The 25,248-nt window shown below is 62.9% G+C and carries 21 protein-coding genes and 1 pseudogene; 11 read left to right on the forward strand and 11 right to left on the reverse strand.

Annotated elements, in window-relative coordinates; genetic code table 11:
* Positions 1–16: 16 nt before the first annotated feature.
* Positions 17–2,416 carry a BamA/TamA family outer membrane protein gene (locus AC6H4Z_RS22640; RefSeq protein WP_497544241.1) on the forward strand — a complete coding sequence of 800 codons (2,400 nt, stop codon included), beginning with the start codon at positions 17–19 and terminating at the stop codon, positions 2,414–2,416.
* Between the two features lie 14 nt (positions 2,417–2,430).
* Here the strand turns inward: AC6H4Z_RS22640 and AC6H4Z_RS22645 are convergent, their stop codons facing one another.
* Positions 2,431–3,459 carry a c-type cytochrome gene (locus tag AC6H4Z_RS22645; protein ID WP_497544242.1) on the reverse strand — a complete coding sequence of 343 codons (1,029 nt, stop codon included), beginning with the start codon at positions 3,457–3,459 and terminating at the stop codon, positions 2,431–2,433.
* Positions 3,460–3,535: 76 nt separating this feature from the next.
* Between AC6H4Z_RS22645 and AC6H4Z_RS22650 the strand changes: the two genes are divergently transcribed.
* The 8 genes from AC6H4Z_RS22650 (at position 3,536) to AC6H4Z_RS22685 (ending at position 11,822) form a co-directional block, all read left to right on the forward strand.
* Positions 3,536–4,297 (forward strand): L,D-transpeptidase family protein, encoded by a 762-nt coding sequence (locus AC6H4Z_RS22650; RefSeq protein WP_497544243.1) that lies wholly within the window; start codon positions 3,536–3,538, stop codon positions 4,295–4,297.
* A gap of 70 nt (positions 4,298–4,367) precedes the next feature.
* Positions 4,368–6,545, forward strand: a complete 2,178-nt coding sequence (locus AC6H4Z_RS22655) for an acylase (protein WP_497544244.1) — start codon at positions 4,368–4,370, stop codon at positions 6,543–6,545.
* Positions 6,542–7,249, forward strand: coding sequence for an HAD family hydrolase (locus tag AC6H4Z_RS22660; protein WP_497544245.1), 708 nt, complete (start codon positions 6,542–6,544; stop codon positions 7,247–7,249). The genes AC6H4Z_RS22655 and AC6H4Z_RS22660 overlap by 4 nt, the downstream gene beginning before the upstream one ends.
* Complete coding sequence (locus AC6H4Z_RS22665; protein WP_497544246.1) at positions 7,249–8,307, forward strand: winged helix DNA-binding domain-containing protein; 1,059 nt, start codon at positions 7,249–7,251, stop codon at positions 8,305–8,307. The genes AC6H4Z_RS22660 and AC6H4Z_RS22665 overlap by 1 nt, the downstream gene beginning before the upstream one ends.
* 36 nt (positions 8,308–8,343) lie before the next feature.
* Positions 8,344–9,078, forward strand: a complete 735-nt coding sequence (locus tag AC6H4Z_RS22670) for a DUF4159 domain-containing protein (RefSeq protein ID WP_497544247.1) — start codon at positions 8,344–8,346, stop codon at positions 9,076–9,078.
* Positions 9,079–9,092: 14 nt separating this feature from the next.
* Positions 9,093–9,512: a PGPGW domain-containing protein gene (locus tag AC6H4Z_RS22675; RefSeq protein WP_497544248.1), complete on the forward strand. Its 420-nt coding sequence runs from the start codon at positions 9,093–9,095 to the stop codon at positions 9,510–9,512.
* Between the two features lie 82 nt (positions 9,513–9,594).
* On the forward strand, positions 9,595–10,851 hold the full coding sequence (locus AC6H4Z_RS22680) for an OmpA family protein (RefSeq protein ID WP_497544249.1): 1,257 nt from the start codon (positions 9,595–9,597) through the stop codon (positions 10,849–10,851).
* Positions 10,852–10,967: 116 nt separating this feature from the next.
* Positions 10,968–11,822 carry a class I SAM-dependent methyltransferase gene (locus tag AC6H4Z_RS22685; RefSeq protein ID WP_497544250.1) on the forward strand — a complete coding sequence of 285 codons (855 nt, stop codon included), beginning with the start codon at positions 10,968–10,970 and terminating at the stop codon, positions 11,820–11,822.
* A gap of 6 nt (positions 11,823–11,828) precedes the next feature.
* Here AC6H4Z_RS22685 and AC6H4Z_RS22690 read toward each other — a convergent pair whose 3' ends face one another.
* The 6 genes and pseudogenes from AC6H4Z_RS22690 to AC6H4Z_RS22715 form a co-directional block, all read right to left on the reverse strand.
* Positions 11,829–12,668, reverse strand: a complete 840-nt coding sequence (locus tag AC6H4Z_RS22690) for a DUF4062 domain-containing protein (RefSeq protein ID WP_497544251.1) — start codon at positions 12,666–12,668, stop codon at positions 11,829–11,831.
* 142 nt (positions 12,669–12,810) lie between these two features.
* Complete coding sequence (locus tag AC6H4Z_RS22695; RefSeq protein WP_497544252.1) at positions 12,811–15,612, reverse strand: TonB-dependent receptor domain-containing protein; 2,802 nt, start codon at positions 15,610–15,612, stop codon at positions 12,811–12,813.
* Positions 15,613–15,724: 112 nt separating this feature from the next.
* A complete protein-coding gene (locus AC6H4Z_RS22700; protein WP_497544253.1) occupies positions 15,725–16,351 on the reverse strand; it encodes a matrixin family metalloprotease in 627 nt (208 codons plus the stop codon).
* A gap of 35 nt (positions 16,352–16,386) precedes the next feature.
* Positions 16,387–16,797, reverse strand: coding sequence for a ribosomal maturation YjgA family protein (locus AC6H4Z_RS22705; protein WP_497544254.1), 411 nt, complete (start codon positions 16,795–16,797; stop codon positions 16,387–16,389).
* Positions 16,794–17,168, reverse strand: coding sequence for a VOC family protein (locus AC6H4Z_RS22710; RefSeq protein WP_497547079.1), 375 nt, complete (start codon positions 17,166–17,168; stop codon positions 16,794–16,796). Before AC6H4Z_RS22710 ends, AC6H4Z_RS22705 begins: the two co-directional genes overlap by 4 nt.
* A 51-nt stretch (positions 17,169–17,219) precedes the next feature.
* A pseudogene (locus tag AC6H4Z_RS22715) lies at positions 17,220–18,245 on the reverse strand (NAD(P)H-dependent flavin oxidoreductase); the annotation flags it as partial.
* A 100-nt stretch (positions 18,246–18,345) separates the two neighbouring features.
* Here AC6H4Z_RS22715 and AC6H4Z_RS22720 point away from each other — a divergent pair.
* A complete protein-coding gene (locus AC6H4Z_RS22720) occupies positions 18,346–20,271 on the forward strand; it encodes a serine/threonine-protein kinase (RefSeq protein ID WP_497544255.1) in 1,926 nt (641 codons plus the stop codon).
* A 24-nt stretch (positions 20,272–20,295) separates the two neighbouring features.
* Here AC6H4Z_RS22720 and AC6H4Z_RS22725 read toward each other — a convergent pair whose 3' ends face one another.
* The 4 genes from AC6H4Z_RS22725 to AC6H4Z_RS22740 all read right to left on the reverse strand — a co-directional run bounded on the left by AC6H4Z_RS22725 (position 20,296) and on the right by AC6H4Z_RS22740 (position 24,047).
* On the reverse strand, positions 20,296–20,673 hold the full coding sequence (locus AC6H4Z_RS22725; protein WP_497544256.1) for an iron chaperone: 378 nt from the start codon (positions 20,671–20,673) through the stop codon (positions 20,296–20,298).
* A gap of 24 nt (positions 20,674–20,697) precedes the next feature.
* Positions 20,698–21,972, reverse strand: a complete 1,275-nt coding sequence (locus AC6H4Z_RS22730) for a serine hydrolase domain-containing protein (RefSeq protein ID WP_497544257.1) — start codon at positions 21,970–21,972, stop codon at positions 20,698–20,700.
* A gap of 106 nt (positions 21,973–22,078) precedes the next feature.
* On the reverse strand, positions 22,079–23,218 hold the full coding sequence (locus AC6H4Z_RS22735; protein WP_497544258.1) for a metal-dependent hydrolase: 1,140 nt from the start codon (positions 23,216–23,218) through the stop codon (positions 22,079–22,081).
* A gap of 43 nt (positions 23,219–23,261) precedes the next feature.
* A complete protein-coding gene (locus AC6H4Z_RS22740; protein WP_497544259.1) occupies positions 23,262–24,047 on the reverse strand; it encodes an SDR family NAD(P)-dependent oxidoreductase in 786 nt (261 codons plus the stop codon).
* A 168-nt stretch (positions 24,048–24,215) separates the two neighbouring features.
* On the opposite strand from AC6H4Z_RS22740, the gene AC6H4Z_RS22745 reads away from it, so the two are divergent.
* Positions 24,216–25,241: a sigma-70 family RNA polymerase sigma factor gene (locus tag AC6H4Z_RS22745; RefSeq protein ID WP_497547080.1), complete on the forward strand. Its 1,026-nt coding sequence runs from the start codon at positions 24,216–24,218 to the stop codon at positions 25,239–25,241.
* The last annotated feature ends 7 nt before the right edge of the window (positions 25,242–25,248 follow it).

Genomic DNA, 25,248 nt, shown 5'->3' on the forward strand with positions numbered 1-25,248 from the left:
CATCAATCGCCTTCGCGTGACCGTGTTGACTGTCCCTGTTCGTCGCTTGTGCCTGGCTATCGGTACGGCAGTAGGCCTGTTTGGAGTTGCGCTCCCGGCGCAGGTTCCGCGTTCACAGCGTCCATCCATTGTGCGCGACAGCACACAACTCGACTCCGTTGGGCGGCGCGCACCTCGGCGCCTTGCGGTTACGGCCGAGGCGCAGCGCACCGCATTTCGCGACGATCGGGCGCGCGAGTTGATTGTGCACGCCCGAAGTGTGCGCCTGATGCAGGACTCGTCGCTCCGAGCGTACGATGCGAGCGTTCGGCAGCGGCTCACGGCACGCATGGGCATCGGCGCCAAGGGACTGCAGCGCGTGATGTACCGCCAGGAGAGTGCGTTTCGCGTTCAGTGGGACGCCGCGGTTGGTGCGAAGGTCGACGTCACTGGTGCCCGCGTCGGCATTCCGAGCGCGCCGCCGGAAGCAGAGCGCAAGGCGCTCGAGTCGAGTCTCACGGACGGCAGCATGACGCCCATTCCGTACCTGCCCGGACGGGAAGCCACGCTGCTGGGAGTTCAAGCCGCGCGAAGCGACGTCGATGACCGCGAGCTCGTTCAACCGCTCGCGGCTGGCGCAGAAGCCTACTACACCTACGCGTCGGGCGATTCGATGAGCTGGCGACTTCCCGACGGTCGCACTGTGAAGCTCCGTGAAATCGCCGTGCGACCGCGCTCGCCCAAGTGGAACCTTGCCGTCGGCTCGTTCTGGTTCGACGTCGAAACAGGGACGCTCGTACGTGCTGCGTATCGGCTGGCCGTCCCGCTGGATGTCTGGACGGCGATCGACGAGCAGTCGCGCGACGAAGGTACGCGCAACAACCCAATCCTCGAGAAGATCGCGAAGTCGATCGTGTCGCCCATTCGCTTCGAGATTACGGGCGTCGTCATCGAGTATGGTCTGTTTGACGGACGGTACTGGCTGCCGCGCGCGCGATCGCTCGAGGGAACGCAGCAGATTTCTTTCGCGCACCTCTCCGTTGTAATCGAGCAGGCGTTCTCGTATCCAAAGATCAACGGACCCGCGGCATTTCAGGCGTTCGCGCTCAACCAACAGCCTGAACAGCGTCCAGAGCTCCCCGACTCTCTGTCGGGCGACGCGGCGAGAAAGTGGCGTGACTCTGTGACGCGAGTGCGTGTCGCCGCACGAAAGGCGTTCGCCGACTCGATTCAGAAGGCGCCATGCGACGCATCCGGTCGCCGCGTTGCCGCTCGAATGCGCGGCGATGTGGCGGTGGCGGTGACGTATCCGTGTGATGTCGCGTCACTGGCACGCTCCGCCGATTTCGACAAGCCGATTTACGACGCGAATGACGCGCTATTCGGCGTCGAACAGCGCGACGCATTGCTCGCCGATGCGCTCCCCTTTGGCGCGCAAGCGATGATCCGATTGAGCGAGCTTCCCGCGCCGAACTTCGAGTACGGACTCGCGCTCACGCGCTACAACCGCGTCGAAGGGTTCTCGACGGGCATCTCCACCGAGCAGCAATTCGGTGGCGGATATTCGGCAAAGCTCACGGGAAGATTCGGCTTCGCGGATCGTGAACCGAATGTCGAACTCGCCCTCACGCGTTCGAATCTCACCAAATCGCTCACGATCGCCGGATATAACCGACTGGTCTCGGCCAACGATTGGGGGAGTCCGCTCAGTTTTGGATCGAGTGTGTCAGCGTTGCTCTTCGGCCGTGACGAAGGGTTTTACTACCGCGCGAGCGGCGCCGAGTTCAAATGGTCGAGCCAGCGCGGCACACAACTCGACTGGCGTCTGTTCGCCGAGCAGCAACGAACCGCCAGATGGCGCACCACCTACTCGCTCGGTGGCGAGTTCGGCCCGAACGTCACCGCCGCGACACTTGGATCGTTTGGCGGCGCACTGCAGTGGAGCGGCACGCACGGTCTCGATCCGCGCGGCTTTCGCACGCTCAGCGACGTACGCGTCGAGGCGGCAACGGGAGATTCGACGTACGGTCGTGCGGCGGTAGATGTCACGCTCTCCACTGGGTTACCCAAAGGTCTGTCGGCGGCACTAACCCTGACGGGCGGAACGAGCGTCGGACAGTTGCCCGCACAGCGCCGATGGTTTCTCGGCGGCACGCAAACGATTCGGGGTCAGACGCCCGATACGACGTACAGCGGCAATGCATTCTGGATGTCGCGTCTCGAGACCGGCACGGACATCTCGTCGTATCGTCTGCTGTTGTTCGGCGACCTCGGATGGGTCGGTGATCGGTCAGAGGTCGCGAATCTCGTTCGGCCGATGAGTGGCGCAGGCATCGGGATTTCCATGTTCGGCGGAATGATGCGATACGACGTTGCGCGCGGGATCTATCCGCGCTCGCAAACTCGAATCTCCGCCTACATCCAAACGCGTTTCTAGCCACTACGCCGCGATCACGGCGTGCGCGATGCGACGTACGCTGCGAGGTTCACCATGTCGTCCGTCGATAGCGGCGTGACGACGCGTTTCATGAGCTCCGACCAAACGCCGGCGCGCGTTCCGTGCTGCATGTCGTAGAGTTGCCGTACCGTGTACGTCGGCGAACGGCCGGCGATGCCTGGGACCGGCCCGAGTCCGTCGAGATTCGCGCCGTGACAGAGCGAACACTGTCCGCGCGTCGCGAGTGCTTCGCCCTTCTTGATTGCTCCGCGCGGAACATAGGCAATGAAGCTCGAGCGCGGATTGCGAAGCGTTTCCGTCGCTTCGGCGTTCTCTGGCACTTCGATGATCCGTCCGGCGATCGGTTCGTGGCCTGCGTCTGCTCCTTCGAGCGCGACGAACATTCCGCCGGCAATTCGAGTCTTGGGAACAGAGTCCGCTTCGACGACCTTCACCCACGGCGTCCATTTCATCGACGCGAAGTATGCAGCGGCCGCTTCGATTTCTTCGTTGGTCATGGACTTCGCGAACGCCGCCATGCGCGCGGTGTTGGTCTTCCGCGAGTCAGAACTCGTTCGAACGCCATTCTTGAAGTCCGTCATCACCTGCACGAAGTATGACGGCGGCAGCCCGGCGATGCCGGCGTTCTCCGGCCGACCCTTGCCATTCGGATAGTGGCATAGCGCGCACGCCGTGATCTGCGCGTCACGTCGACCCTGTGCGACGATCGGCGGCATCTGCGGATGATCGCCGGGGAACCAATCGGCGGGACCAAAGCCGTCGCGAACCTGCGTGAGCGTGAAAGAGGCGGTGCTTCCGGCGATCGTTCTCTTTGTGGTGTCGGCCGGCGGCGGCGCGCCGCGCTGACCGCCGCCACCCTGCCCTCGTTGGCCCTGTTGGGCCGGTGCCACGGGGAGCGGGGGTTGCAAGAATCCATATGCCCACGACGGCGGCATCGACGCGGGACCTTGCTGCGCCACTGCGCGATTGCCTACGATTCCGCTGATGAGCGCGACCGAAAGAATTCCGCGGCGTACCGTCATCGCGATGAGCCTGGTTTGTTGGTCCGACTAATCTGCCGATTGCGAGATACACACGTAAGAACTGGAGCCGGTCTCGATGACACGATTCGCAGTAGTCGCCAGCATGCTCGTGCTCGCCGCCTGTCATGCTTCCACGACGCCCGCGCGGAGCAACGTTCCGCCGTTGCTCGATCGCTCGGAGCAACTCATCGTGGTCACGACACCTGACTGGGATTCGACCTCCGGCACCCTGCGCCGCTTCGTTCGCTCGAACTCCGAAAGCGATTGGCGACCCGACGGATCATCGACACCAATCGTCGTCGGCCGCACGGGGCTCGCCTGGGGTCGCGGCTTCGACGCAAGCACCGCCGACGCCACGTCGCCGCACAAGCGCGAAGGCGACGGCAAATCGCCGGCTGGCGTCTTTCCGCTCGACACCGCGTTCGGCTTCGCGCCTGCCGACTCGGCACGCTGGGTTCGCCTGCCCTATGTCCAGCTCACGCCCGGTTCCGACTGCGTCGACGACACGCTCTCCGTGCACTACAACACGGTCGTCGAGCGATCAGCGGTTCCGCTCGATTGGTCGAGCGCCGAGCATATGAAGGAGATCGCGCAATATCGGATCGGTGTGATCGTCGGGTACAATGCGGCCCCGCCGACCAAGGGCCGCGGCTCGTGCATCTTCCTCCACATCTGGGGCGGACCGCGATCGACGACGGCCGGCTGCACTGCGTTGGACGCCGAGGAGTTGAGTCGCGTCATGGCCTGGCTGGATCGTCGTCGTCGACCGGTGATCGTCCAGCTTCCCGCGCGAGAATACGGTCGTCTGCAGCGCTCCTGGGGATTGCCGGCCCTCTAGGCGCCTCTGCGCCTTGCGCGGCCTCGACACGAGGGCAGATTCTCTCGAGTCTCCTTCAGTCCCCACTGTCATGAAATCGCTCGTCCCAGCCATCCTGCTCGGCGCGGTCTTCGCCGCCGCCGCGTCCGCTCAAGCTCCGTCTGCCGCCAACGTCGCCGCATGGGAGAAGCGCGCCCAGGCCGTTACGATCGTTCGCGACGATTGGGGCATTCCACACATCTACGGAAAGACCGACGCCGACGTCGTGTTCGGCCTGATGTACGCCCAGGCCGAAGACGACTTCAATCGGGTGGAGACGAACTACATCAACTCCATGGGACGGTTGGCCGAGGCGGAAGGTGAAGGCGCCGTCTGGCGCGACCTGCGCATGAAGCTGTTCATCAATCCTGATTCGATGAAGGCGAAATACGCCGCGAGTCCGGACTGGATGAAGAAGTTGATGAACGCCTACGCCGACGGCCTCAACTTCTACCTCTACAAACATCCCGACGTCACGCCGCGTGTCATCAAACACTTCGAACCGTGGATGCCGCTGACCTTCAGCGAAGGCAGCATTGGCGGCGACATCGAAAAAGTGAATTTGAATGCGCTGCAGGCGTTCTACGGCGGCGCCGCCGAAGCGTCGACGAGCCCGAGTGACGCCGACAAGTACGTCGAACCGTCGGGGTCGAATGGCATCGCGATCGCGCCGTCGAACACCGCGGGACATCACGCGCTGCTGCTGATCAACCCACACACCTCGTTCTTCTTCCGTGCCGAGGTTCAGCTCGTGAGTGAGGAAGGACTGAACGCCTACGGTGCGGTGACGTGGGGACAGTTCTTCATCTATCAGGGCTTCAACGACAAGGCCGGATGGATGCACACCACGAGCAACGTCGACGACCTCGACGAATACCTCGAGATGGTCGTGCAGAAGGGCGATAAGTACTTCTATAAGTATGGCAACGCTGAGCGCCCGATGATCGCGCAGAAGATCGTCGTACCGTTCAAGACGGCCTCGGGCATGTCGCAGAAGGAGTTCACCGTCTATCGCACGCATCACGGCCCGGTGATCCGCAAAGCCGACGGCAAGTGGGTCGCAATCAAGATCATGCAGGAGCCGATGAAGGCGCTCCAGCAGTCGTATTCGCGAATCAAGGCGCGGAACTACAAGGAATTCCGCCAGACGATGGAGCTCCACACCAATTCGTCGAACAACACCATCTTTGCCGACGCGGAAGGCAACATTGCCTACTTCCATGGCAACTTCATTCCGAAGCGCGACATCCGCTTCGACTGGACGAAGCCCGTCGACGGCAGCGACCCGGCAACTGAGTGGAACGGCCTGCTCGGCGTCGACGAATCGCCGAAGCTGTTGAATCCCGCGAGCGGCTGGTTGTACAACGTCAACAACTGGCCGTGGACCGCCGCTGGCGCGAGCAGCCCGAAGCGCGCGGACTATCCGGTGTACGTCGAGAGCGGAACGGAATCAGCGCGCGGACTGCACGCCATTCGTGTCCTCAAGGACAAGAAAGACTTCACGCTCGAGTCGCTGCGCTCTGCGGCGTACGACAGCTATCTACCCGCGTTCGAGTCGATGATTCCGGCGCTGCTCAAAGCATACGACGCATCTACCGACAACGCGCTCAAGCAGAAGGTCTCGGCGCAGATTGCCGAGCTGCGTCCGTGGGACTATCGCTGGGGCATCGCGTCGGTGCCGACATCGCTCGCGGTGTTCTGGGGCGAAGAGGTGAGTCGCCGCATTGGTGGCGAGGCGCGCCGAGCGGGCGTGTCGTCGGAGGAATATGTGGTGACGAAGGCGACGCCCGATCAGCTGCTGCAGGCGCTGGCAACCGCGTCGGACAAACTGGCGTCGGATTTCGGCAATTGGAAAACGCCGTGGGGCGACATCAATCGCTTTCAGCGCCTGACCGGCGACATCGTTCACCCGTTCAACGACGCGGGCCCGAGCATCCCAGTCGGATTCGTGTCGTCGCGCTGGGGATCGTTGGCCTCGTTCGGCGCGTCGCCGCACAACGGAACCAAGAAGTGGTACGGCACCACGGGCAACAGCTTCGTCGCGGTCGTGGAGTTTGGCGATAGCGTTCGCGCAAAGGCCGTGACGGCTGGTGGTGAGAGCGGGCATCCGGCCTCGAAGCATTTCAACGACGAAGCGGCACGCTACAGCACGGGCGATCTCCGCGACGTGTACTTCTACAAGTCGCAGCTGAAGGGTCACACCGAAAAGACCTACCATCCGGGCACTTGAACCGGCTCGCAATTTTCGACGTCGACGGTACGCTGTGTGATACCGTCGGCGTTGACGATGAGTGTTATCGCGCCGCGGCTGCCGCGGCGCTCGGCGTTTCACCGCTCGACGTAGACTGGACCGGCGCCCCGCATTTCACCGATGCGGGAATTCTCAACTGGCTCTGGTCGACGCATCGGCAAACAGAGCCAACGCTCGCCGACGTTGCGCGGACGCGATCAGACTTTGTTCATCGGCTGAACGCCGCGCTCCGGAGCGACGCGTCGCGCTTTACGTCGATCGCTGGCGCTGGGGCCGCAATGCGCGCGCTCGCCGAGAGTGGCTGGCGCATCGCGGTCGCAACTGGTGGATGGGGCCCGTCAGCGCGACTAAAGCTCGCCGCCGCGCAGCTCGACGTCGATGATGCAGTGCTCGCGTGCTCCGACGATGCGCAATCGCGCATCGAGATCGTACAGCTCGCACAACGCCGCGCCGAAATCGTGCACAGATGCCGTTTCGATCGCGTCGTGAGCATCGGAGACGGAACGTGGGATGTCGCGGCCGCGATCGCGCTCGAGCTTCCATTCGTTGGTATCGCGGCTGGCGCGCGTGCCGAGCAACTGCGGAGCGCCGGCGCCATGATGGTGCTGAGCGACTTGAGCGATCTCAGCGCCGTTGCGCGCGCGCTCGATACGGCACAGCCGCCGGTGAAGACGAACGGCTGATGCGCGGTCTCGTACGACAGCGGCTCGTCAACCAGCATCTCGCCAAGCAGAGCTTGAGAACGCCGGCGGAAATCGTCGCATCTCTCGGTGCGATTCAAGCGCAGGACTACGCGGCGGCGAAGTGGGCGATTGGACAACGTATTGTCAGCGCGTCCGATGCGATGGTCGATCGAGCCATGGACGACGGGTCGATCCTCCGAACGCACGTTCTCCGTCCGACGTGGCACTTCGTCGCACCAACTGACATTCGTTGGATGCTCGCACTCACGTCGCCGCGCGTGAAGGCCGCGTCGGCGGGGCAGTGGCGCAACTACGAGCTCACCGAAGCGGACTTTCGAAAGAGCAGCACGGCAATCGAGAAGGCGCTACGCGGCGGAAAGCAGCTCACGCGCGTCGAGCTTTCGGCGGCGCTCGCGCGAGCGAAGGTCGACGTCGGGTCGAGTGTGCGCGTTGGCTTCATCATCATGCGCGCCGAGCTCGACGGACTTGTCTGCAGCGGAGGTCGGCGCGGGAAGCAGTTCACCTACACACTCCTCGACGAGCGCGTCGCAGCAACGAGCGCATACACACGCGACGAAGCACTCGTTGCGCTCGCTATGCGCTACTTCGCTTCTCACGGTCCGGCCACACCCAAGGATTTTGCGTGGTGGTCCGGCCTGACGATCGGCGACACCAAGGCAGCGCTGGCAATGATTGGCAGCGGTCTCGAACACGAAACGATCGACGGTCAAACGTACTGGTTCGCCGATACGAAGGTTCCGCGCACCACCAAGCCAATGGCGCACCTGCTCGCGAACTACGACGAGTACGTCGTCGGCCTGTCGGACCGCAGCGCCATGACTGAACGGCTCGAACGCATCTCTGCGACCGACGCAAAGGCGCTCGTCTTCGAGAACATTGTCACGATCGACGGGCAGGTTGTTGGCACCTGGAAGCGAGCGATCAGTCGCGGCGCGATCGCGGTCGACATCGACTTGGTAGCGACGGTGTCCGCCCCTGAACGCCAGGCGATCTCGGCAGCCATCGATCGCTATCGGGCTTTTCTAGCCGGACCGTAGCGCCCGCCGGACGCCGCACGCCGAGTACTATTAGTCATGGATCGTCGCGCCTTTCTTCAACGGCTGGGACTCTCGGCTGGCGGCCTTGCCGTCGCGCCAGCTTTGCAGCGCGCGTCAACCTTGCTCGCGCAGACAGCCTCGACGCCAAGCTCCGGCGCGTTCGAGTTCGTGTTCGCGCGCCTGCGGTACGATTCCGGCGACTGGGACTACAATCCGAAGGTCTGCGCCAACGTGCTCGATGCGGTGGTGCAGTACACCGAGATTCCCGTTCGCCAGGACGAAGTCGTGATCACGCTCGACTCCGCTGAACTCTCGTCGTTCCCGTTCCTGTTCATGACAGGCCACAAGCTCGTGCGCTTCAGTGAGCGCGAGCGTCAAGGCCTCGTGCGGTATGTCGAGAATGGCGGCCTGCTCTTTTCCGACGATTGCAATCACGACGTGAACGGACTCTACGCCAAATCATTCGAGGCCGAGATCCATCGCGCGTTCAACGGAAAAGATGTCCTGTCGAAGCTGCCTAACAGTCATCCGCTGTACCGCTCGTTCTTCAAGTTCGACGGTCCACCGCAGACGAGCCATGAATTGAATGGCTGGGGCGACAATGTCGTTCACGGTTACCTGCGCGGCGTCGAGCGACACGGCCGACTCGGTGTGCTCTACGCCAATCAGGACTACGGCTGTGAGTGGGATTACGACTGGCGCAACAAACGCTTTCGCGCCCGCGACAACACGAAGTTCGCGGTGAACCTCGTCGTCTACGCGATGACGTAAGGCAGCGACGTCGTATGCTGGATTGGGTTCGCAGTCACCAGACGATTCTTCTCTGGCTCGCCGTTGTCTCGGTCATCACGCTGGCGCTGAGCGCCTTGCTGATTCCCTGGATGGTCGTGCGCATTCCACGCGACTACTTCACGCGCGGACGACATCATGCGCTGCCGTGGTCTGATCGTCATCCAGTCATTCGCGCACTTTTGATCGTCGGCAAGAATCTGCTCGGCATCTTCTTCGTGCTGATTGGCATCGCGATGCTCGTGCTCCCCGGTCAGGGAATTCTCACGATCATTGCCGGCATCATGCTGCTCGATTTCCCTGGGCGACACCGCCTCGTCTGCTGGATCGTCGCGCGACGTGCGGTCCTGAGCTCGCTCAATTGGCTCCGCCGAAGAGCGGGATGCCCCGAGCTGATCGTCGATTCTCCATCCTGACAAATCCTGCGCGCTCGCCCCTTGCTTTATAGAGGCTGGAACGGGAAGCGAACGCAGTCTTTGTCGGTGGAGATGGAGAACCATGGGTTTACTCGACAACTTCGGACAGCTGATCAATCAAGGGTACGCTTCAAAAGTCGCTGAGCGACTTGGCGAAGACCCTCAGAACATTTCTCGCGGCCTTCAGGCCGGCTCATCATCCATTCTTGCCGGTATTGCCAACAAGGCCGGCGATTCCGGAATGATGCGTCAGGTATTCGACCTGATCTCGAGCCCGAACAGTTCAGTTCAGGAAATCGATCCCGCGGCGTACGCTGCGGAAGCAGAATCAGGCAAAGGACTCGGCAGCGTCAGCAGCCGTTTTCTTTCCGATCTGTTCGGCAACCGTGCGTCGGCGGTGAATGACGTCGTGGCGCGCTCGAGCGGATTGAGCCTCACGTCGGTTTCATCGATCATGCGCTTTGCCGCGCCGCTGGTGCTCGGCTTCCTCGGACGTCACGTGCGCTCGGCTGGGCTCGACCAGAACCAGTTCTCGCGTGTGATGTCCGACGAGAAGGCCAACATCATGCGCGCCGCGCCCCCAGGGCTGGCGAACGCACTCGGCGTCGACACGACGCGTGAGCGTGAAGTGCCGATCGAAGGCGCCCGCAAGACGCCTGAATACGTAACGACCAGAGAGCGTGTGCCACAGAAGCGCGGCGGTTCGCGCTGGCTCTGGCCCACGGTCGCCGCGCTTGCGGTGATCGCGCTGTTCTGGGGTGCGCGCGCACGCTCGCACCGCGCGCCGATCGTCGATACGTCGACGGCGGCCGGTACGATCGCACCATCGATGGTAGCACCTGAGTCGGCAATGACGCCGTCGACGGTGACGCCGGCGGTTCCGTCGGCCGGTTCGATCACGCTGCCGAATGGAACGGTTCTCAACGTTCCCGCGGGTGGTGTGGAATCACGACTCTTCGGCTTCATCAGTGATCCGTCACGCCCGACCGATGCCACGACGTGGTTCGACTTCGATCGAATCAACTTTGCGTCGAACTCGGCGCACCTGACGCCGGATTCGGATGATCAGCTGACGAACGTTGCGACGATCCTCAAGGCGTATCCGAATGCATCGATCAAGATCGGCGGATACACCGATAACGTCGGCAACGCCGCCACGAACAAGAAGCTCTCGGCAGAGCGTGCCGCCGCGGTTCGTGCCGCGCTTCTGAAGAAGGGCATTGCCGCAAGCCGTCTGCAGTCGCAGGGCTACGGTGATGAGCACCCGGTTGCCGACAACTCGACCGACGCTGGCCGAGCGCAGAATCGCCGCATCTCGATCCTGGTTCTGCACAAGTAACGAGAAGCGGGAAGAAGGACAGGAAGCGGGAAGCGAGGGTTATCTCGCTTCCCGCTTTCTTTTGTTGGCCCTGAAGCCAAGAGTAGGTAGAATTTCGCCATGAGCTTCACGGTCCGATGATCGAGAGCAAACCGAGTATCACGGCGTATCGCGTCGCTCTCCGGCGGGCAGCGCATCAGGTGATGGACGCACGCCCGCTCGTGCACGACGATCCGATTGCGTTGAAGATCATCGGCGCACAGCGCGCGGCGGAGTTGCAGGCATCGCCCGAGTCGTTCGAGCGCGGACGCTTTGCGCCGTACCTGCGAGCCTTTCTGGTTGCGCGCAGCCGCGTCGCCGAAGACGCGCTCGCCGAAGCGGTTGCGCGCGGCGTGCGACAGTACGTCGTGCTCGGCGCCGGCCTCGACACGTTCGCGTATCGGAATCCGTTTCCGGACCTACGTGTATTCGAGGTCGACTTTCCAGCAACGCAAGCGTGGAAGCACGAACGCCTCGAGGCCGGCGGCATCGACATCCCGAGCTCGGTCACGTATGCAGGAATCGACTTTGATCGTCAGGCACTCACCGACGTTCTGATCGAGGCCGGCCTGGACACTTCGCGCCCGACGTTCTTCTCGTGGCTCGGCGTCACGCCTTACCTCGAACCGCCGACCGTGCTCGCCACACTCACGACGGTCGCAGAGTTGGCTCGCGGTGGCGGCGGCATCGCATTCGACTATAGCGTCCCGCCCGAGTCACTCCCCTTCTTGCAACGCGCCGCCGTGATGATGCTCGCGGCGCGGGTTGCTAGTCACGGCGAACCGTTTCGCGGCTACTTCGATCCTGCCGCGCTCCGAGCATCGATGTCGGAAATGGGCTTTCGCAATATTCTCGATCTTGGACCGAAGGAACTGACTGCGCGGTTCTTCACCAATCGACGCGACACGCTCAAGGTTGGCACAGCGGGCCACATCATCACGGCCACAGCGTAGCACCGCTCAGGCTTTCAACGTGTCTCCGGTCTCGAAGCCTTTGCGCGTGAGCGAGAAGATCTCGCGCGACGGGCCGCCAGCCTTCGCGAACCCATGCGCCTCGAGCTCTTCGATCGCACTCTCCCAGAGTGCGACGCTCCGCGCATTCGAGTCATCCGTAAACACGGTGTCGTTCGCCTGAATCGTCGTCCCGCCGCCGTATTGCATTCGCATGATGATCCCCGCCGAATCCTGAGCTGCGGCCGCGAGGAGTTGGCGTGCCTCGGCGCTGAGCTCAGCCTGTTGTCCGGACACCGCTGTGGTCGTCGCCGGTGCACCCTTGTCGCTCATGCCGACGAACGGCGCTTCGTTCATTCGGATCTGCAGTTGTCGCGACAGATCGCGACGGAACTCATCGAGACTGGTGTAGCTCTCGTACAGTCCGCGCGACTGACATGCGGTGCGAAAGGTCTTCAGCGCGGCGTATTGCGTCGCGTCAATGGAGTCGACCGACACTGGCGCCGACGAGAAGTAGAGCATCGCCGGCTTGCCGGCGGCGACGTGCTCCTCGATTTCCTCCACGGCACCACTCGCGTATTTGGCCGTCGCCGTACCGATGCGCGTCCAAAAGATGCCGACCAGCAGATCGGCTTCTGTTAGGATTCTCTTATCGATGATGCTCTGTGGCGCATCGCCCATCTCTGGCGCGATGTCTACTTCCCAACCAAGCGGCAAGAGCACGAGCCCGCGGCGCTCGGCGTGCGCCGCGTTCCATTCGGCGAGGACTTCACGGACGATGGCGCGTTCGCTCGACACGTCGCTGGGCGACGCGAGCATGACACGATAGGCGGTAGCTGGAAAGGCCATGATACGATGCTTCTGTTGGAGTCGCGCCCAAGGTAGGGCCCAAACACCCTCAAACGGAAGCCGCCGGACCTCAGTTGCTCCACCGAGATCCGGCGACGTCTATGCCGTTACCCCTGAGACCTCAGACCAGAGACCCGAGACCTCAGAAGTTGTATTGCAGCCGCGTCATCACGAGCAGGCCGAGCGACGGTACACCGACGAACGTCGGCGTCCGCTTGTCGAGCAAGTTCGTCGCGTTCACGGACCAGCTCGCTCCCTTTCCGATCTTGGGAAGCGCGAGCGAAAAGCCCGCATCGAGCAGCGTTGCTGTCGGCACCGCCGGATACTGATAGCAACCCACTCCGTTCGCTCCGCAGGTCGTGCCGGGCGACGCGAAGGTTACGCCGCTCGCGTACACGCCGGAGTTCACGGCAAATCCGTCGGAGTAACGCGCGCGGACTTCAGCCTTGAAGCCGCTGTTGTTGTCGTTGAAGTGTGCGGTGAGCGAACCCTTGTTCTTTGGAGAATTGATGCGCAGCGGTCCGGCACCTGGATCAGCGACCTCGGAGAAGCTGTCCTTGTTGACGAAGGAGTACGTCCCTTCAACCGAAAAGCGTTCCGTCAGCGTCTGGTCGAAGCCTAGGTCTACACCCCACAGCGTGATCGTCTTGTCCACGTTGCGGTACGTGAACAGAACGTCCGGACGGTTCGCCAACTTCGCATTGTCGAACGTGACCGTTCCAAGCGGGACCTTCGCCAAGCCAGCGGCAATCGCCGGTGCGGCGGCGGCGGCCGTTGCTTGTGCTTGCGCTGCAGGCAGACCCTGCGCGACGAGTGCGCCGGTGATCTGCGCGCCGAGATATGCGCCGAGCGACGTTGGATCGAGGAAGACGTTCGGCGTCGAGATCTGCGCGGCGGTGATGAAGTTGATCCGCTGCTGATACCATCCAGCCGCCGAGAGACGCGTGGAGCTGCCGGCGAGTCCCTTGTAGCCGACCTCGTAGTTGTTGACGAACGATGCCTTGAGCGGATCGATGCGTGTCACGGACGATGGATCGACCGCCGCGCCGTTGCCAACGAGATACCGCAAGACTGAACCGATCTGCGAGCTCGTTGGATTGAGTGCGTTGAGAATTGGAATCAGGCCAGCAACGGATGCTGGCAGCTGCGGTTTCACGATCGCCAACGCCGTCTGGTAGTACGCGGCCGCGTTCGCGTCGACGAAAGTGTTTGCCGGTCCGAGCGCCGAAATGAACGGTGAGCGCATGCACAAACCACCGGCGAGCGCCGCCGCGCAGCTGCGTCGGTAGTCCCATCCGCCCTGAGGCGGAACGCCCATGGCGCGCACATCGTACGGCAGGCCGCTGACGTTGTGCGCCTGAATCAGATCGAGGAAAAACGAGAAGTTGGCCGGCGTGGAGTACGCACGATTGAACGTGAAGCGAAAATTCTGCGACTCTGTCGGTTTGAACACCAGCGCGGCGCGCGGCGAGAAGAACGTGCCGTCGAGGCGATCGTTGCGGTCGGCGCGCAGAGCGGCCGTCAATTCCCACTGCGGACTCAGACGCGTGAGCGAGTGGATGTATCCACCGTATTCGGTGACGTTGTCGTCATCTTCGTTGCGACCGTCGATCGTCCCGCCGGTGCGCGGATTGGTCCACGTGTAGTCGCCGCCATAGATGAATCGCTGACGCGAGCCGACGTCGAACGAATGCTGGATGGAGCCGGCCGCAACACGCGATTGATCGACGATCGGCTGGCCAGTGCGAAGAAGGAATGTGCCGGTCTGATCGAGCGAGTCCTTGTTGCCGGCGTCGCTGATGTTCATGAACACCTGCGCGAACAGATTTCCCCAGCGGAGACGCTCCTGCATGCTCTGGTAGCGCCAGTTCTTCACCTGCGCGGCACCGTTGGCACCGGTCAGGTCGATGGCACTGCCGACGTTCGTGAGTCCGTACGTTGACGTAAGCTCCATCCCCTCCGTGGGACGCACGTCGAGTCGAGCTTCCGTCACGAAGCGATTCACATCGAAATCGCGTTTGACGGGCTGGCCATTGTGCGTCAGCGTTGTAGGTTCGCCGGGATCGGTGTAGTGCCAATCTTCGCCGCGCATCACTTCGGCCGAAATCTTGTACGCGACCTTCGGATTGATGATTCCTGCATTGCGCACCGACCCGCGCGCAATGGATCTCGAACCACCGTCGAGCGTGAGTGTCGTTCCTGGCGAATCGAACGGCGATCGCGTGACGATGTGCATGACGCCCGACGAGCTGTTCGGACCGTACAGCGCCGCCGCAGGTCCGAGCACCATCTCGACGCGCTCGATATCCTCGTTGATGCTCGTAAAGAGAAAGGGAACGTTCACGCGCAGCGACGGAACCGTCGCAAAGCGATAGTCCTGCAGCGTGAGTAGCGTGCCCGAAAACGCGTTGTTGAAGCCGCGCGTAACGATGTTCGACTGAACGATGCCGCCCGTCGACACGTCCACGCCCGGCACACCCTTGATGTGATCGGCGATGGTCAGCGATGGACGCGTCGCAATTGCTTGCTGCGTGATGATGCTGACGTCGGCCGGCGCGTCCACGACCTTGTCAGGTTTTCCCGTCGCCGACGTCACGACCTGCTCGAGCTGGATCGCCACAACTCTCGTCGCAACATCCACGGTCGTCGTCGCTCCGTCGCGAACCACGACGTTCTCGATGCGTCGAAGCTGGTCGCCGACGCGACTGACCGACACGGTGTATTTGCCGGCCGCGAGTCCCGTGATTCTATAGAGTCCCTGTTCGTCAGCGATCGCCGAGGCTCGTCGTTCCTGTCCGACGATGGCCTGCACGTTTGCTCGGGGGACTGGCGTGCCCGTCGTCGCGTTGGTCACGCGTCCCGCGATCGCTCCGGTCTGCGCCGCTGCTGCAGGCGCGACGGCCAAGAGGAATGCCAACGACCTACACCATGACCTAATGCGCATGCTCGAGCTCCATGGGAGGGGTATGGGCTGCATGACTTCACCGGCCGCGAGAATGAACCGCATCCGCGTCGCCGATGCTAGACCATGGATCTATGGGCGCACGTCTATTTCGTTATGGCCACCGGTTCCGTAATCGTTGTTCATCGCTGACGGTCAGCGGAAAGAATCGAGCACTGTCCGACGCAAAGGCCGCTGGGCGACAGGAGGCAGGCCTACCACACATGAGTGTTTTTGCATCGCTATTGTGGTCCAGCCCCAGTACGTGGCCGAGTTCATGCGCTACCACATTGCGCACGGTGTTCGGCAGCGACAGCGGCGGAATATCCGCTCGGCGTATGCCCACGACTCCTACGCTCTTCGCTTGCCACTGTACGCTGAACGAGATGAGGTCCGTGTGCGACAGGGCAATCACGATATCCGCCGGCACACCAGCTAGCGACGCGCGAAGGCGCGTCGTCGCCGGCCCTCGGCCGATCACTGCCTCGCCGCTCGCGGAACGAAGCAACTCGTCGGGAACTGAGTCCGCGCGAACGCTCACCGAGTCGAAATGGACGCGACGGCCGAGCCTGAGGAATTCACGATTCCAGAACGCGACGGCCTCTCGTGCCGGCGCCACGCGCGGATCGTCGGGACTGCCAACGATCGTCACGCGTAGGCGTGGGCCAGTCGAGTCCTGCTCGAGCGTCGTGGCGTCGACGCGACTGGAGTCGTGACGACCGCACGCGGCCGCGTGGAGCATTGCGATAACCGCCAATGTTCGGGCTGCCCACGTGTTCATGAAGGCACGCGACGAGTTCCGGTCCGACGCGCCGTTCGTTCGAGTAGAACCGCAGCGGCAACTCCGGCTGCATACGCGGCGAGATCGCGCGGGTCAAACCCGCTCCCGAGTACCAGACCTCCGAGCGTTGTCGCGCGAATCGCGTCGAGTGTAGGAGTATGAATGAGCTGGCTCGTCTCGACGGCGGCGCAGATCCCGTACGCCAACGCCGCGCGCGACAGCAATCCTACGGCGGGAAAGGCGGCGGCGACAAACCATGTCATCATCACCGCCCAGAGGGCGTCGCCAAGTACGTCTCGCACGCCGGCGCTCAGAGAGACCGCACCGCGGTGCACCCACAGGCCAACCACGATTGTCGAAACGGCAGCCAGGAGATAGATGAGCCGTGCGCGATGCGACCCATTCATCTACTTACGGGTTCGGCGAAGTACAACGTATGCCCTTGGTCGTCACGGATCACGAACTCGCGCGTCCCCCACGGCGTCGCGTGCGGCTCTCGCACGAACGGAATTCCAACAACGCGAATCGCCTCGGCGGCGGCCTCTACATCGGGAGTCTGGAAGCACAGGTGAAAGTGCTCATCACGAGCCACGACATCGATCGATGGATCCTTCGCATCGACGAGTTTGAGATGAAAGACCTGTGCGCCAACCCGAATGCCGGCATAGAAGTCTTCATACTCGAAGTCCAGAATAAATCCTGGTATCTGCGTGTAGAATCGGATCGACGCCGCTAGATCGGTGGTTCGCAGTTGCGGTATGATACTCGTTATCTGCATCTCGTTTCGCTGTTGAACGTCTATTCGGTCAAGCGAAAGACCCGAGTCAGCGGCTAGTTCCCGCGTCAGAGCGGCGGCCGAGATTTCTTTGCATCCGGTCGCGTTCTGCCCCGCCCACAGCGATGAGAAATCTCCGCGACCGCGCCGCTCGGCCGCAGCTCGGAGCGGCGCAATCGCGCTCGCGGCCAACGGAAATGAGGGCGCTAGCGAATTCATCGGGCCTAGCTCGCGCATGAGGCGATTCACGATACCGCGGGCGGGGCGGCCAGTGAACAGATTCGTGATCGCGGTGTTGCGTGCGGCATCGCTCTTCAGCGCCGCGCGATGAATGCTGCTCGTCGCGGCTTCGGGACAGAGTAGATACGCGGTTCCTACCTGAACGCCTGCCGCGCCAAGTGCGATTGCAGCGGCAACGCCTGCGGTATCAGCGATACCACCGGCGGCGATGACTGGCACCCTCACCGCGCGCACGATCTGCGGCACCAACGCAAAGGTGCCGATCTGCGTGTTCACGTCCTCCGACAGAAACATTCCGCGATGTCCACCCGCTTCGATACCCTGGGCGATGATCGCGTCGACGCCCTTCTCCTCCAACCAGCGCGCTTCGTCGACAGTGGTCGCCGACGAAAGAATTCTGGCGCCCCAGCCACGCACCTCGGCCAACAATTCTGCCGACGGCAGGCCAAAGTGAAAGCTCACGACCGGCGGCCGAAATTCGCGGATGACGTCGAGCGCGTCGCGGCTGAAAGGCAATCGACCGGGACCCGCCTGAATCGCTGCTGTGTCGATTTCAAGTTCGCTAAAGTATGGGGCGAGTGCCGCTCGCCACTCGGCCTCCCGCTCTGCGTTCGGCTGCGGCTGAGTATGACAGAAGAAGTTGACGTTGAACGGCCGCGTCGACTGCGCGACGATCGCGGCAAGCTCCTGTCGAAGCACATCCAGGCCGATCGTCGCGCATGGGAGTGAACCCAGACCGCCAGCGTTGGACACCGCGATGGCGAGCGCGCTCCCCTGCGACCCAGCCATGGGCGCTTGGATAATCGGCAGTTCCGTCCCAAGCAGTTCTCGCAGCGTCATGCCGGGAACGTAACTGTTGCCGGCCTCGCTTCGCTAGAGTACTTTGCGTTGCAAAGGCTGACTCACTCCGCGCCACCTTCCAGCTCGCACCACGCCGACCGTGACCCATCCATCCACCGAGTTTCTCGACCTGCAGGCCGCGCTGGCCGGCGAGTACTCGCTCGAGCGCGAACTCGGGCGTGGCGGCATGGGTGTGGTATACCTCGCCCGCGACGTACAGCTCGATCGCGACGTCGCCATCAAAGTCCTACCGTCGCATCTCGCCACGACGCCGGAAGCGCGCGAACGATTCGTCCGCGAAGCCCGCACCGCGGCTGGCCTGTCGCATCCGCATATCGTCCCGATCCATCGCGTTGGCGAAGCACGCGGATTCGTTTTCTTCGTCATGAGCTACGTCGACGGCGAAACACTCGGCGAACGACTCCGCGCGCGCGGTCCGCTTGCACCCGCCGACGCGACGCGTGTACTACGCGAGGTCGCGTGGGCGCTCGCGTACGCGCATGGACGCGGCATCGTTCACCGCGACGTGAAACCCGACAACATCATGCTCGAGGCTGGTACGGGGCGCGCGCTCGTGACCGACTTCGGCATCGCGCGCGCCGGTGAAGACCTCGACAACGCGAGCGACCCGGGCAAAATCATGGGCACCGCGCACTACATGAGTCCCGAGCAGGCTGCGAGTGAAGCAGTCGACGGACGCAGCGACATCTACTCGCTTGGCGTGGTGGGCTATCTCGCGGTTAGCGGTCGCCTGCCGTTCGAGTCCTCGAACCTGCCCGCGCTGCTCGTACGCCAAGCGACCGAGGCTCCGCCGAGCGTAATGCTCGCTGCACCTGGGCTGCCCAGCGCGCTCGGCGCGGCGATCGACAGAAGTCTCGCGCGCGATCCCGCTGAGCGTTTCGCCGACGGAGAAGAACTGGCCGACGCGCTCGCTCCGTTGCCCGACGCTCGGCCCGCGCTTCCGCCGACGTTGCGCGCGTGGCTCTCCGCGCGCAATCCGCTTCTGGTTCCGTACATGGCGTGGACCGGTCTGTTCGGCTTCCTGACGTCGGCCAACCTCGTCGTGTGGTTGGCCGGCCAGCGGCCCGACGGGCCCGCCGACATCGTGCGCTTGGCCGCGATCGCCGCGGCGCCACTATTTCCCATCATCGGCTTCCACCTCAACCAGGCGCGCCGCCAATTCCGTAGCGGCCACACGCTCGCCGACCTTCGCGCGGCACTCGACGTCGAGCGACGCGAGCGCGCGGAAACTGATGCGGTCGCTCGCAGTGAAGCGGAGCCGGGCGCGCATCGAGTGCTGCGAGTCGCCACCGCCACATCGGCGGCGTGGCTTGCGGTCACGTTCGTACTCGCCGCGAACGGCATTCTCCACGAGAACCGTGGCCAGGCTTTGCTGATGTTCGCGCCGGTGATCAGCACATTGGCGCTCGGCGCCGTGAGCAACGCGCTCGATGTGCGGTTCGTCCCCACCAAAATCCGTCAGTGGTGGCAGACGGGAATTCGTGAGCGTCTCTGGAAGGGTCGCGCGGGACAATGGCTGGCGCGCAAACTCGGCGCGCCCGAACGATCGCAGCTCGCGGGTGCGTCCGCGTTTCGCGCGACCGAAGCAGCGCTCGGCGTCGCAGCGTCAGAGCTCTTCGCTGCGCTACCGAAAGCCTATAAAGAGCAGCTTGCCGACCTGCCGGCGATCGTCTCATCGCTCGAAGCGCGTGCAGCGGAAGCGCGCGCCGAGATGGATGTGATCGCGGCACTGGCTCCGTCCGATGCCGGTGGGGCTGAAGTGTTGGCCGCGCGGAGGAATGCGGCGGCGAAGTACCTCGCGGAGAGCGTCGCTGCACTCGAGGGAATTCGTCTCGACCTTTTGCGTCTGCACGCCGGCGCCGCCGATCTCGCGCCACTCACGACGTTGATGGATGCAGCGCGTGCCGTTGGCGATGACGTGAATCGACTCGCGGAAGCACAGCGGGAAGTCGAGAACGTCGCACGGCGACGTCTGGGCGCTGGGAGAATTTCGACGCCGGCGTAGTCCCCGCGCCGGCGCGTCATCGCACTACCAAAAATTGTCGTCGCGGCGTTGGCTCACATCGATGAGGCGACGCTCGGCGATCCTGCGAATTAGATCCTCAGGCAGGGGCTTGTTGTAGGGAACCTGCAGCATGCCCTTGGGCGTGGTCTGATGCTGCTCGAGTTCCTTGAGAAACGGCTTCAGGCCAGACGGTGATGGGGTGAAGTTGAGATGAGCCTTGAACGCGGCGAACGCGAACAAGAATCGCGGCTCGACAAAAAATGGAGTTCCCCACTTGATCGCCTCCTCAGCGTCGGGCGCGACGCTCTTGAGGATTGCGTAAAGTTGGCGTAGGTGCGGCTGGCCCACGCGTGGTGCGGCACGGATGTACTCAGCGATCGTAGTTGGACGCTTGGTTGGCATCTCTCGACTCTTAGCTGGAATGGGCTACGGCACCAGGTGAAAGACGTCGTGCGGGAAGGCCGAATAGGCGTTCACCTCAGTCGTCGAGGCGTAGTCAGCGGGAAGCGCTCGGCGCATTCGGACTGCGACGATCTTCTTATCCGGAAAGATCGTGAGGTACTGGCCCAACCAACCTTCGGCGGCGAAGCCAAACAGTTGGCTCGTCGCAAGTACGCGGTAGAACGGGAAATGATCGCCCGTAGAGAGCCACTGCACGAAAGCAGCGTACTCGTTGGCCGTCAACCGCGCCGATATCGCCGCGTACAACGCGGACGTCGATGAATAAGTGTTCGAAGAGAGAGGCTGGAGTTTTGCCGTCGTCGAATCGGCAGCGCCCATCCAACGCCACTGCGCCAGCAGGTCGGGCGTGATCCCAATGCTGTTGTAATCGACGAGACGCCACCATAGGAGACCGTAGTCGAGCGCGAAGGTCGTCGATGTCGCGGTGGACTGCGTCATCCACTCTGGAGAGATCACACTCTTGCCCTGCCATACGCCGCCATCGAGAATCGCCTGGCCGATTTTCGCCAGATCGAGTGGGCGAATGCTCATCTCTCCAGCGCCGAGTGGAACGCCGCGCGGGTCTCGATACCAGCTCACCGACGTGATTCCCATCGGCGTGAACAGCTTCTCGTTCAAGTACTGATCCATCGGCTTTCCCGCGAGGTGACCCGCGAGGTCGGCGAGAAAATCGATTCCCTGATTGGAGTATTGCCAGCCTGTTCCTGGCGGGAACATCGTGCGCGCCGCGATGGCGTGCGCTTCGATGTCGCCGACGGTCCCGCCGGCGCGAGTGGGATCGAGTCCTGAACTCTGCGACAACAGCTGGCGATAGGTGATGTCTGCCTTTCGCGGATCGACGTCGGCAAAGCGCGGCAGGACGAGCGACACGCGCTCATCGAGCGAGGTGAGCTTGTGGTCCGCGAGAAGGTACCCGAACGCGAGTCCGACGAATGACTTGCTTCCCGACATCGCAGCCATCGGGGAATCGAGGCCGCCGAAATAGTTCTCGTATACGAGCTTGCCGTTGCGAAGAATGACGATGGCGTCGCTCTTCTGCGCCGTCGCGTTGTCGATCAGCGTCTTCAAGGCCGCGTCGGTGATGCCCTCGGCCGCCGGCGTTGAAATCGAAAGCCCTTCGCGAGATGTCTTATCGGTCGGTGAAACACTAACCGCGGTCTCAGTCGGTCGTTCCGAGCAGGCGGCGACAACGAGGACGGCAGTAACACCGATGCTTGCCAGGACAGGGCGTAGGGTCATCGCAAATCCCTTTCCATGAGTGAACACTAGCAGACGAACTTACGCCGACGGCTAGACTCCGAAAGGCTGTACTCGGAGAATTCGGTAGTCCCTTCGGCGGCTGAGATCACCCTCCCACCAGATCAGCTCTCGGCATTTGCCACGGCGGCAGGTTCGGCGGGCACAGCGTTGGGTTCGATCCGTCGTCGATCAGCATACTCGAAAAATTTCCTTCGCTCGTGCTGCCGAAGCGGTAGTCCGCAATCCGCCCGCCACGGACGTATGGCGCGCGTCCAAACATCAACCACGCCCGTACCCGGCAGTTGTTCGCACTCAACGCCCGCAGACCTGACAGCGACTGTGAGTCGGCCGGCGCCCACGCGTGCTCCCACTGCGACGAGCATCCATTCGGCACGACAGAGATCGTCCCGCGACGCAGGGTGTACGCGTCCGCCGAAAGATTCCGTTCCACGACAATCGTCGTCCAGCACATCGGATTCGCCGGACGCGGACTCATAATGGCATCGAGCATCTCGCCACGCGGTGTCCCAGCCAGCGACGGATCGATCTTTGCTCGAGCAACTCGATTCAATCCGAACATCGACAGCACGAACACCGCTCCTATCACGAGCGATGCAGCCGCACGACGCTTCGGCGTCCATCGAACGGCAACCACAGCCCAAACCGCCGCGCCAATCGCTAACAAGCCGAGATTCACCGCCGAGATCATTCGCAAGCCGGTCATTGCGAGCGGCAGCGCGATCAACAGCGCCGACAGCGCGAACTTGGTCGATCGCGCGTGCGTGTTCATCGCGACCGTCACCCCGAGGATGATCCACAACCACGGCTCATAGATGTAGATGGCGTCGCCGTAGAACCAACGATTGTCGAACGGCCAGAACGGATGCACACCATAGCTGTTCCACGAATCGGCGACGATGTGACTCAGCAGTGCGCACGCCACGATCCCCCAGAATCGCCCGCCGCAATCGGCGAGGCCACGACGCACGCGCGGAATGAAATACAGTGCGCCAAATGCGAGCCCCAACAGCGCGATGCCGACGAGCGTGTGCGTGTGGCCGCGATGATGAAGCAGATATCCGATCGGTGGCGGCGTGATGCGCGTGTACAGCAAATCAGCGTCAGGAAGATTCGCCGCGACGACGCCGACAGTGAAAAAGAAACCGCGCTTCGCCGGTGAGGCGGAGCGCGGTACGAACACCTCGGCGAGCGTCGCGCCGATCAGAGAGTGCGTGAGGTTCTCCATCGGCTCAGCGCCGTGCGTTGATCGTCATGCATTCAAAAATACGCTAGTCGTCCAGGCTGCCCATAGTCAGGTTGACGGTCGTTCCAGTCATCCCACTCGCTCGGTCCGACGCCATGAAGACCGCCATGTTGGCTACCTCGTCGAGCGCCATCACTCGCTTTGGGTGCGTCGAGTTGGCGAGATACCCTTGGAACTGCTCCCACGTCATCCCGGTCGCCTTGAGGTCGAAGAGCTCGCGCATCGTGCTCGTCTCCGGCATTCCGTGCGGCCGCAGACCGACGACGCGAATACCCAGCGGCGCGAGTTCGCACGAGAGGTCTCGAGTCAGCGCCTCCTTTGCCGCGTGCGCGGCGCCGTAACCTCCGTTCAGTCGCGTGCCCGCGCGCGCAGGGAGGGACGTAACGGTCATGATCACGCCACGCTTGTTCGGGATCATCTGTCGCGCAGCCAGACGCGCGGTCAGGAAGTACGACGTCGTGTACGCCGCGATCGGTAGACAGAACTGCGCGAGGTCCAAATCGGCCAGCGGAGTGCCTACGATGTTTCCGTCTGGAAGCCCGACGGCATTGAACGAAATGTCGACGCGACCGGCACGATCGACGACTGACTGTAGATGGTCGCCCACGGCTCGCTCATCGAGCGCATCCACCTCGGCGACGTCCGCGGATCCGCCGTCCCACGTGATGTCCTTCGCAACCAACGCGACTGGGGCCTGGACGCGACCGGTGAGAAAGACCTTGGCTCCCTCAGCCGCAAATGCTCGCGCGACCGCACCGCCGATTGCGCCCCCAGCTCCATAGATCACCGCAACCTTGTCCTGTAGTATCATCTCTATCTCTCCGTGTGTGGCTGTCATTTCGTTTTCGTCGACGCCAATGCAGACACCACGACACGGAGAAACTGGGCGCACACCGACCGCCCATTTTGACGTTCGGCCGGTGTCTATCCAGACATGGAGTGCTATACGGTGCCCGACCGCGGCGAAACGACGCTGAGCATTGTGACGAATGACCTGATCGCTCGCGCGCGTGCGGGCGACGGCGACGCGTTCCGAACGCTCACTGAACCGCACCGCCGCGAGCTGCAGGTCCATTGTTATCGAATGCTCGGCTCGCTGCAGGACGCCGAAGACGCGTTGCAAGACACGCTGCTGACGGCCTGGCAGGGACTCGGCGGTTTTGCCGGACGCGCCTCGCTGCGCACGTGGTTGTATCGAATCGCGACAAATCGCTGCCTCAACGCGCGTCGATCGGCGCGGCGACGACTTGCCAAGGAGTGGGACATTCCCGGCGTGCAGCACCTGGAGCCGACGAGATTTGGTGAGGCAGTATGGCTCGAGCCTTGGCCCGACGCTTTACTCGACGGTTCGATCGAGCCGCTCGGACCCGAGGCGCGCTACGAGCAGACCGAATCCATCTCGCTGGCGTTCGTTGCCGCACTTCAGATCCTGCCGCCTCGCCAACTCGCCGTACTCATCCTGCGCGATGTACTGGGCTTTCACGCGAGCGAAGTTGCAGAGATGCTCGACACGACGCTCGATGCGGTGAATAGCGCCCTCAAACGCGCGCGATCGAGTATGCAGCAGCGCCAGCGATCATCCGCCAATCACGAACCAGGTCCCGCTCCTGGCTCGCGTTCCGAGGACGCTCTCGTCGCAGAGTTCGTTCGCGCGTACGAAGCCGCTGATCTCGACGCGCTAGTCGCATTGCTGACGGACGACGTCTTCATCGCAATGCCGCCGATGCCGTTCGAGTACGAAGGCCGCGACATCGTCGCCCGTTTCTGCAGCGGAATCTTTGGTGCCGGTCGCAGATTCGACTTGGTGCCGACGCGAGCCAATGGCCAACCCGCGTTCGGCACGTATCTGCGCGGAGAAACCGACGCTCCTCACGCGGTCGGACTCATCGTGCTCACTCTCGCCGGCGATCGCATCTCCGCAATGACGCGCTTCGAAGACAGTGTGCTCGCGTGGTTCGGCCTTCCTCAATCGCTCCCGCTTCGATCGCCGGCGGCTGAAGCGTGAGTCACGA

Source organism: Leucogemmata humicola (genome assembly GCF_055379415.1).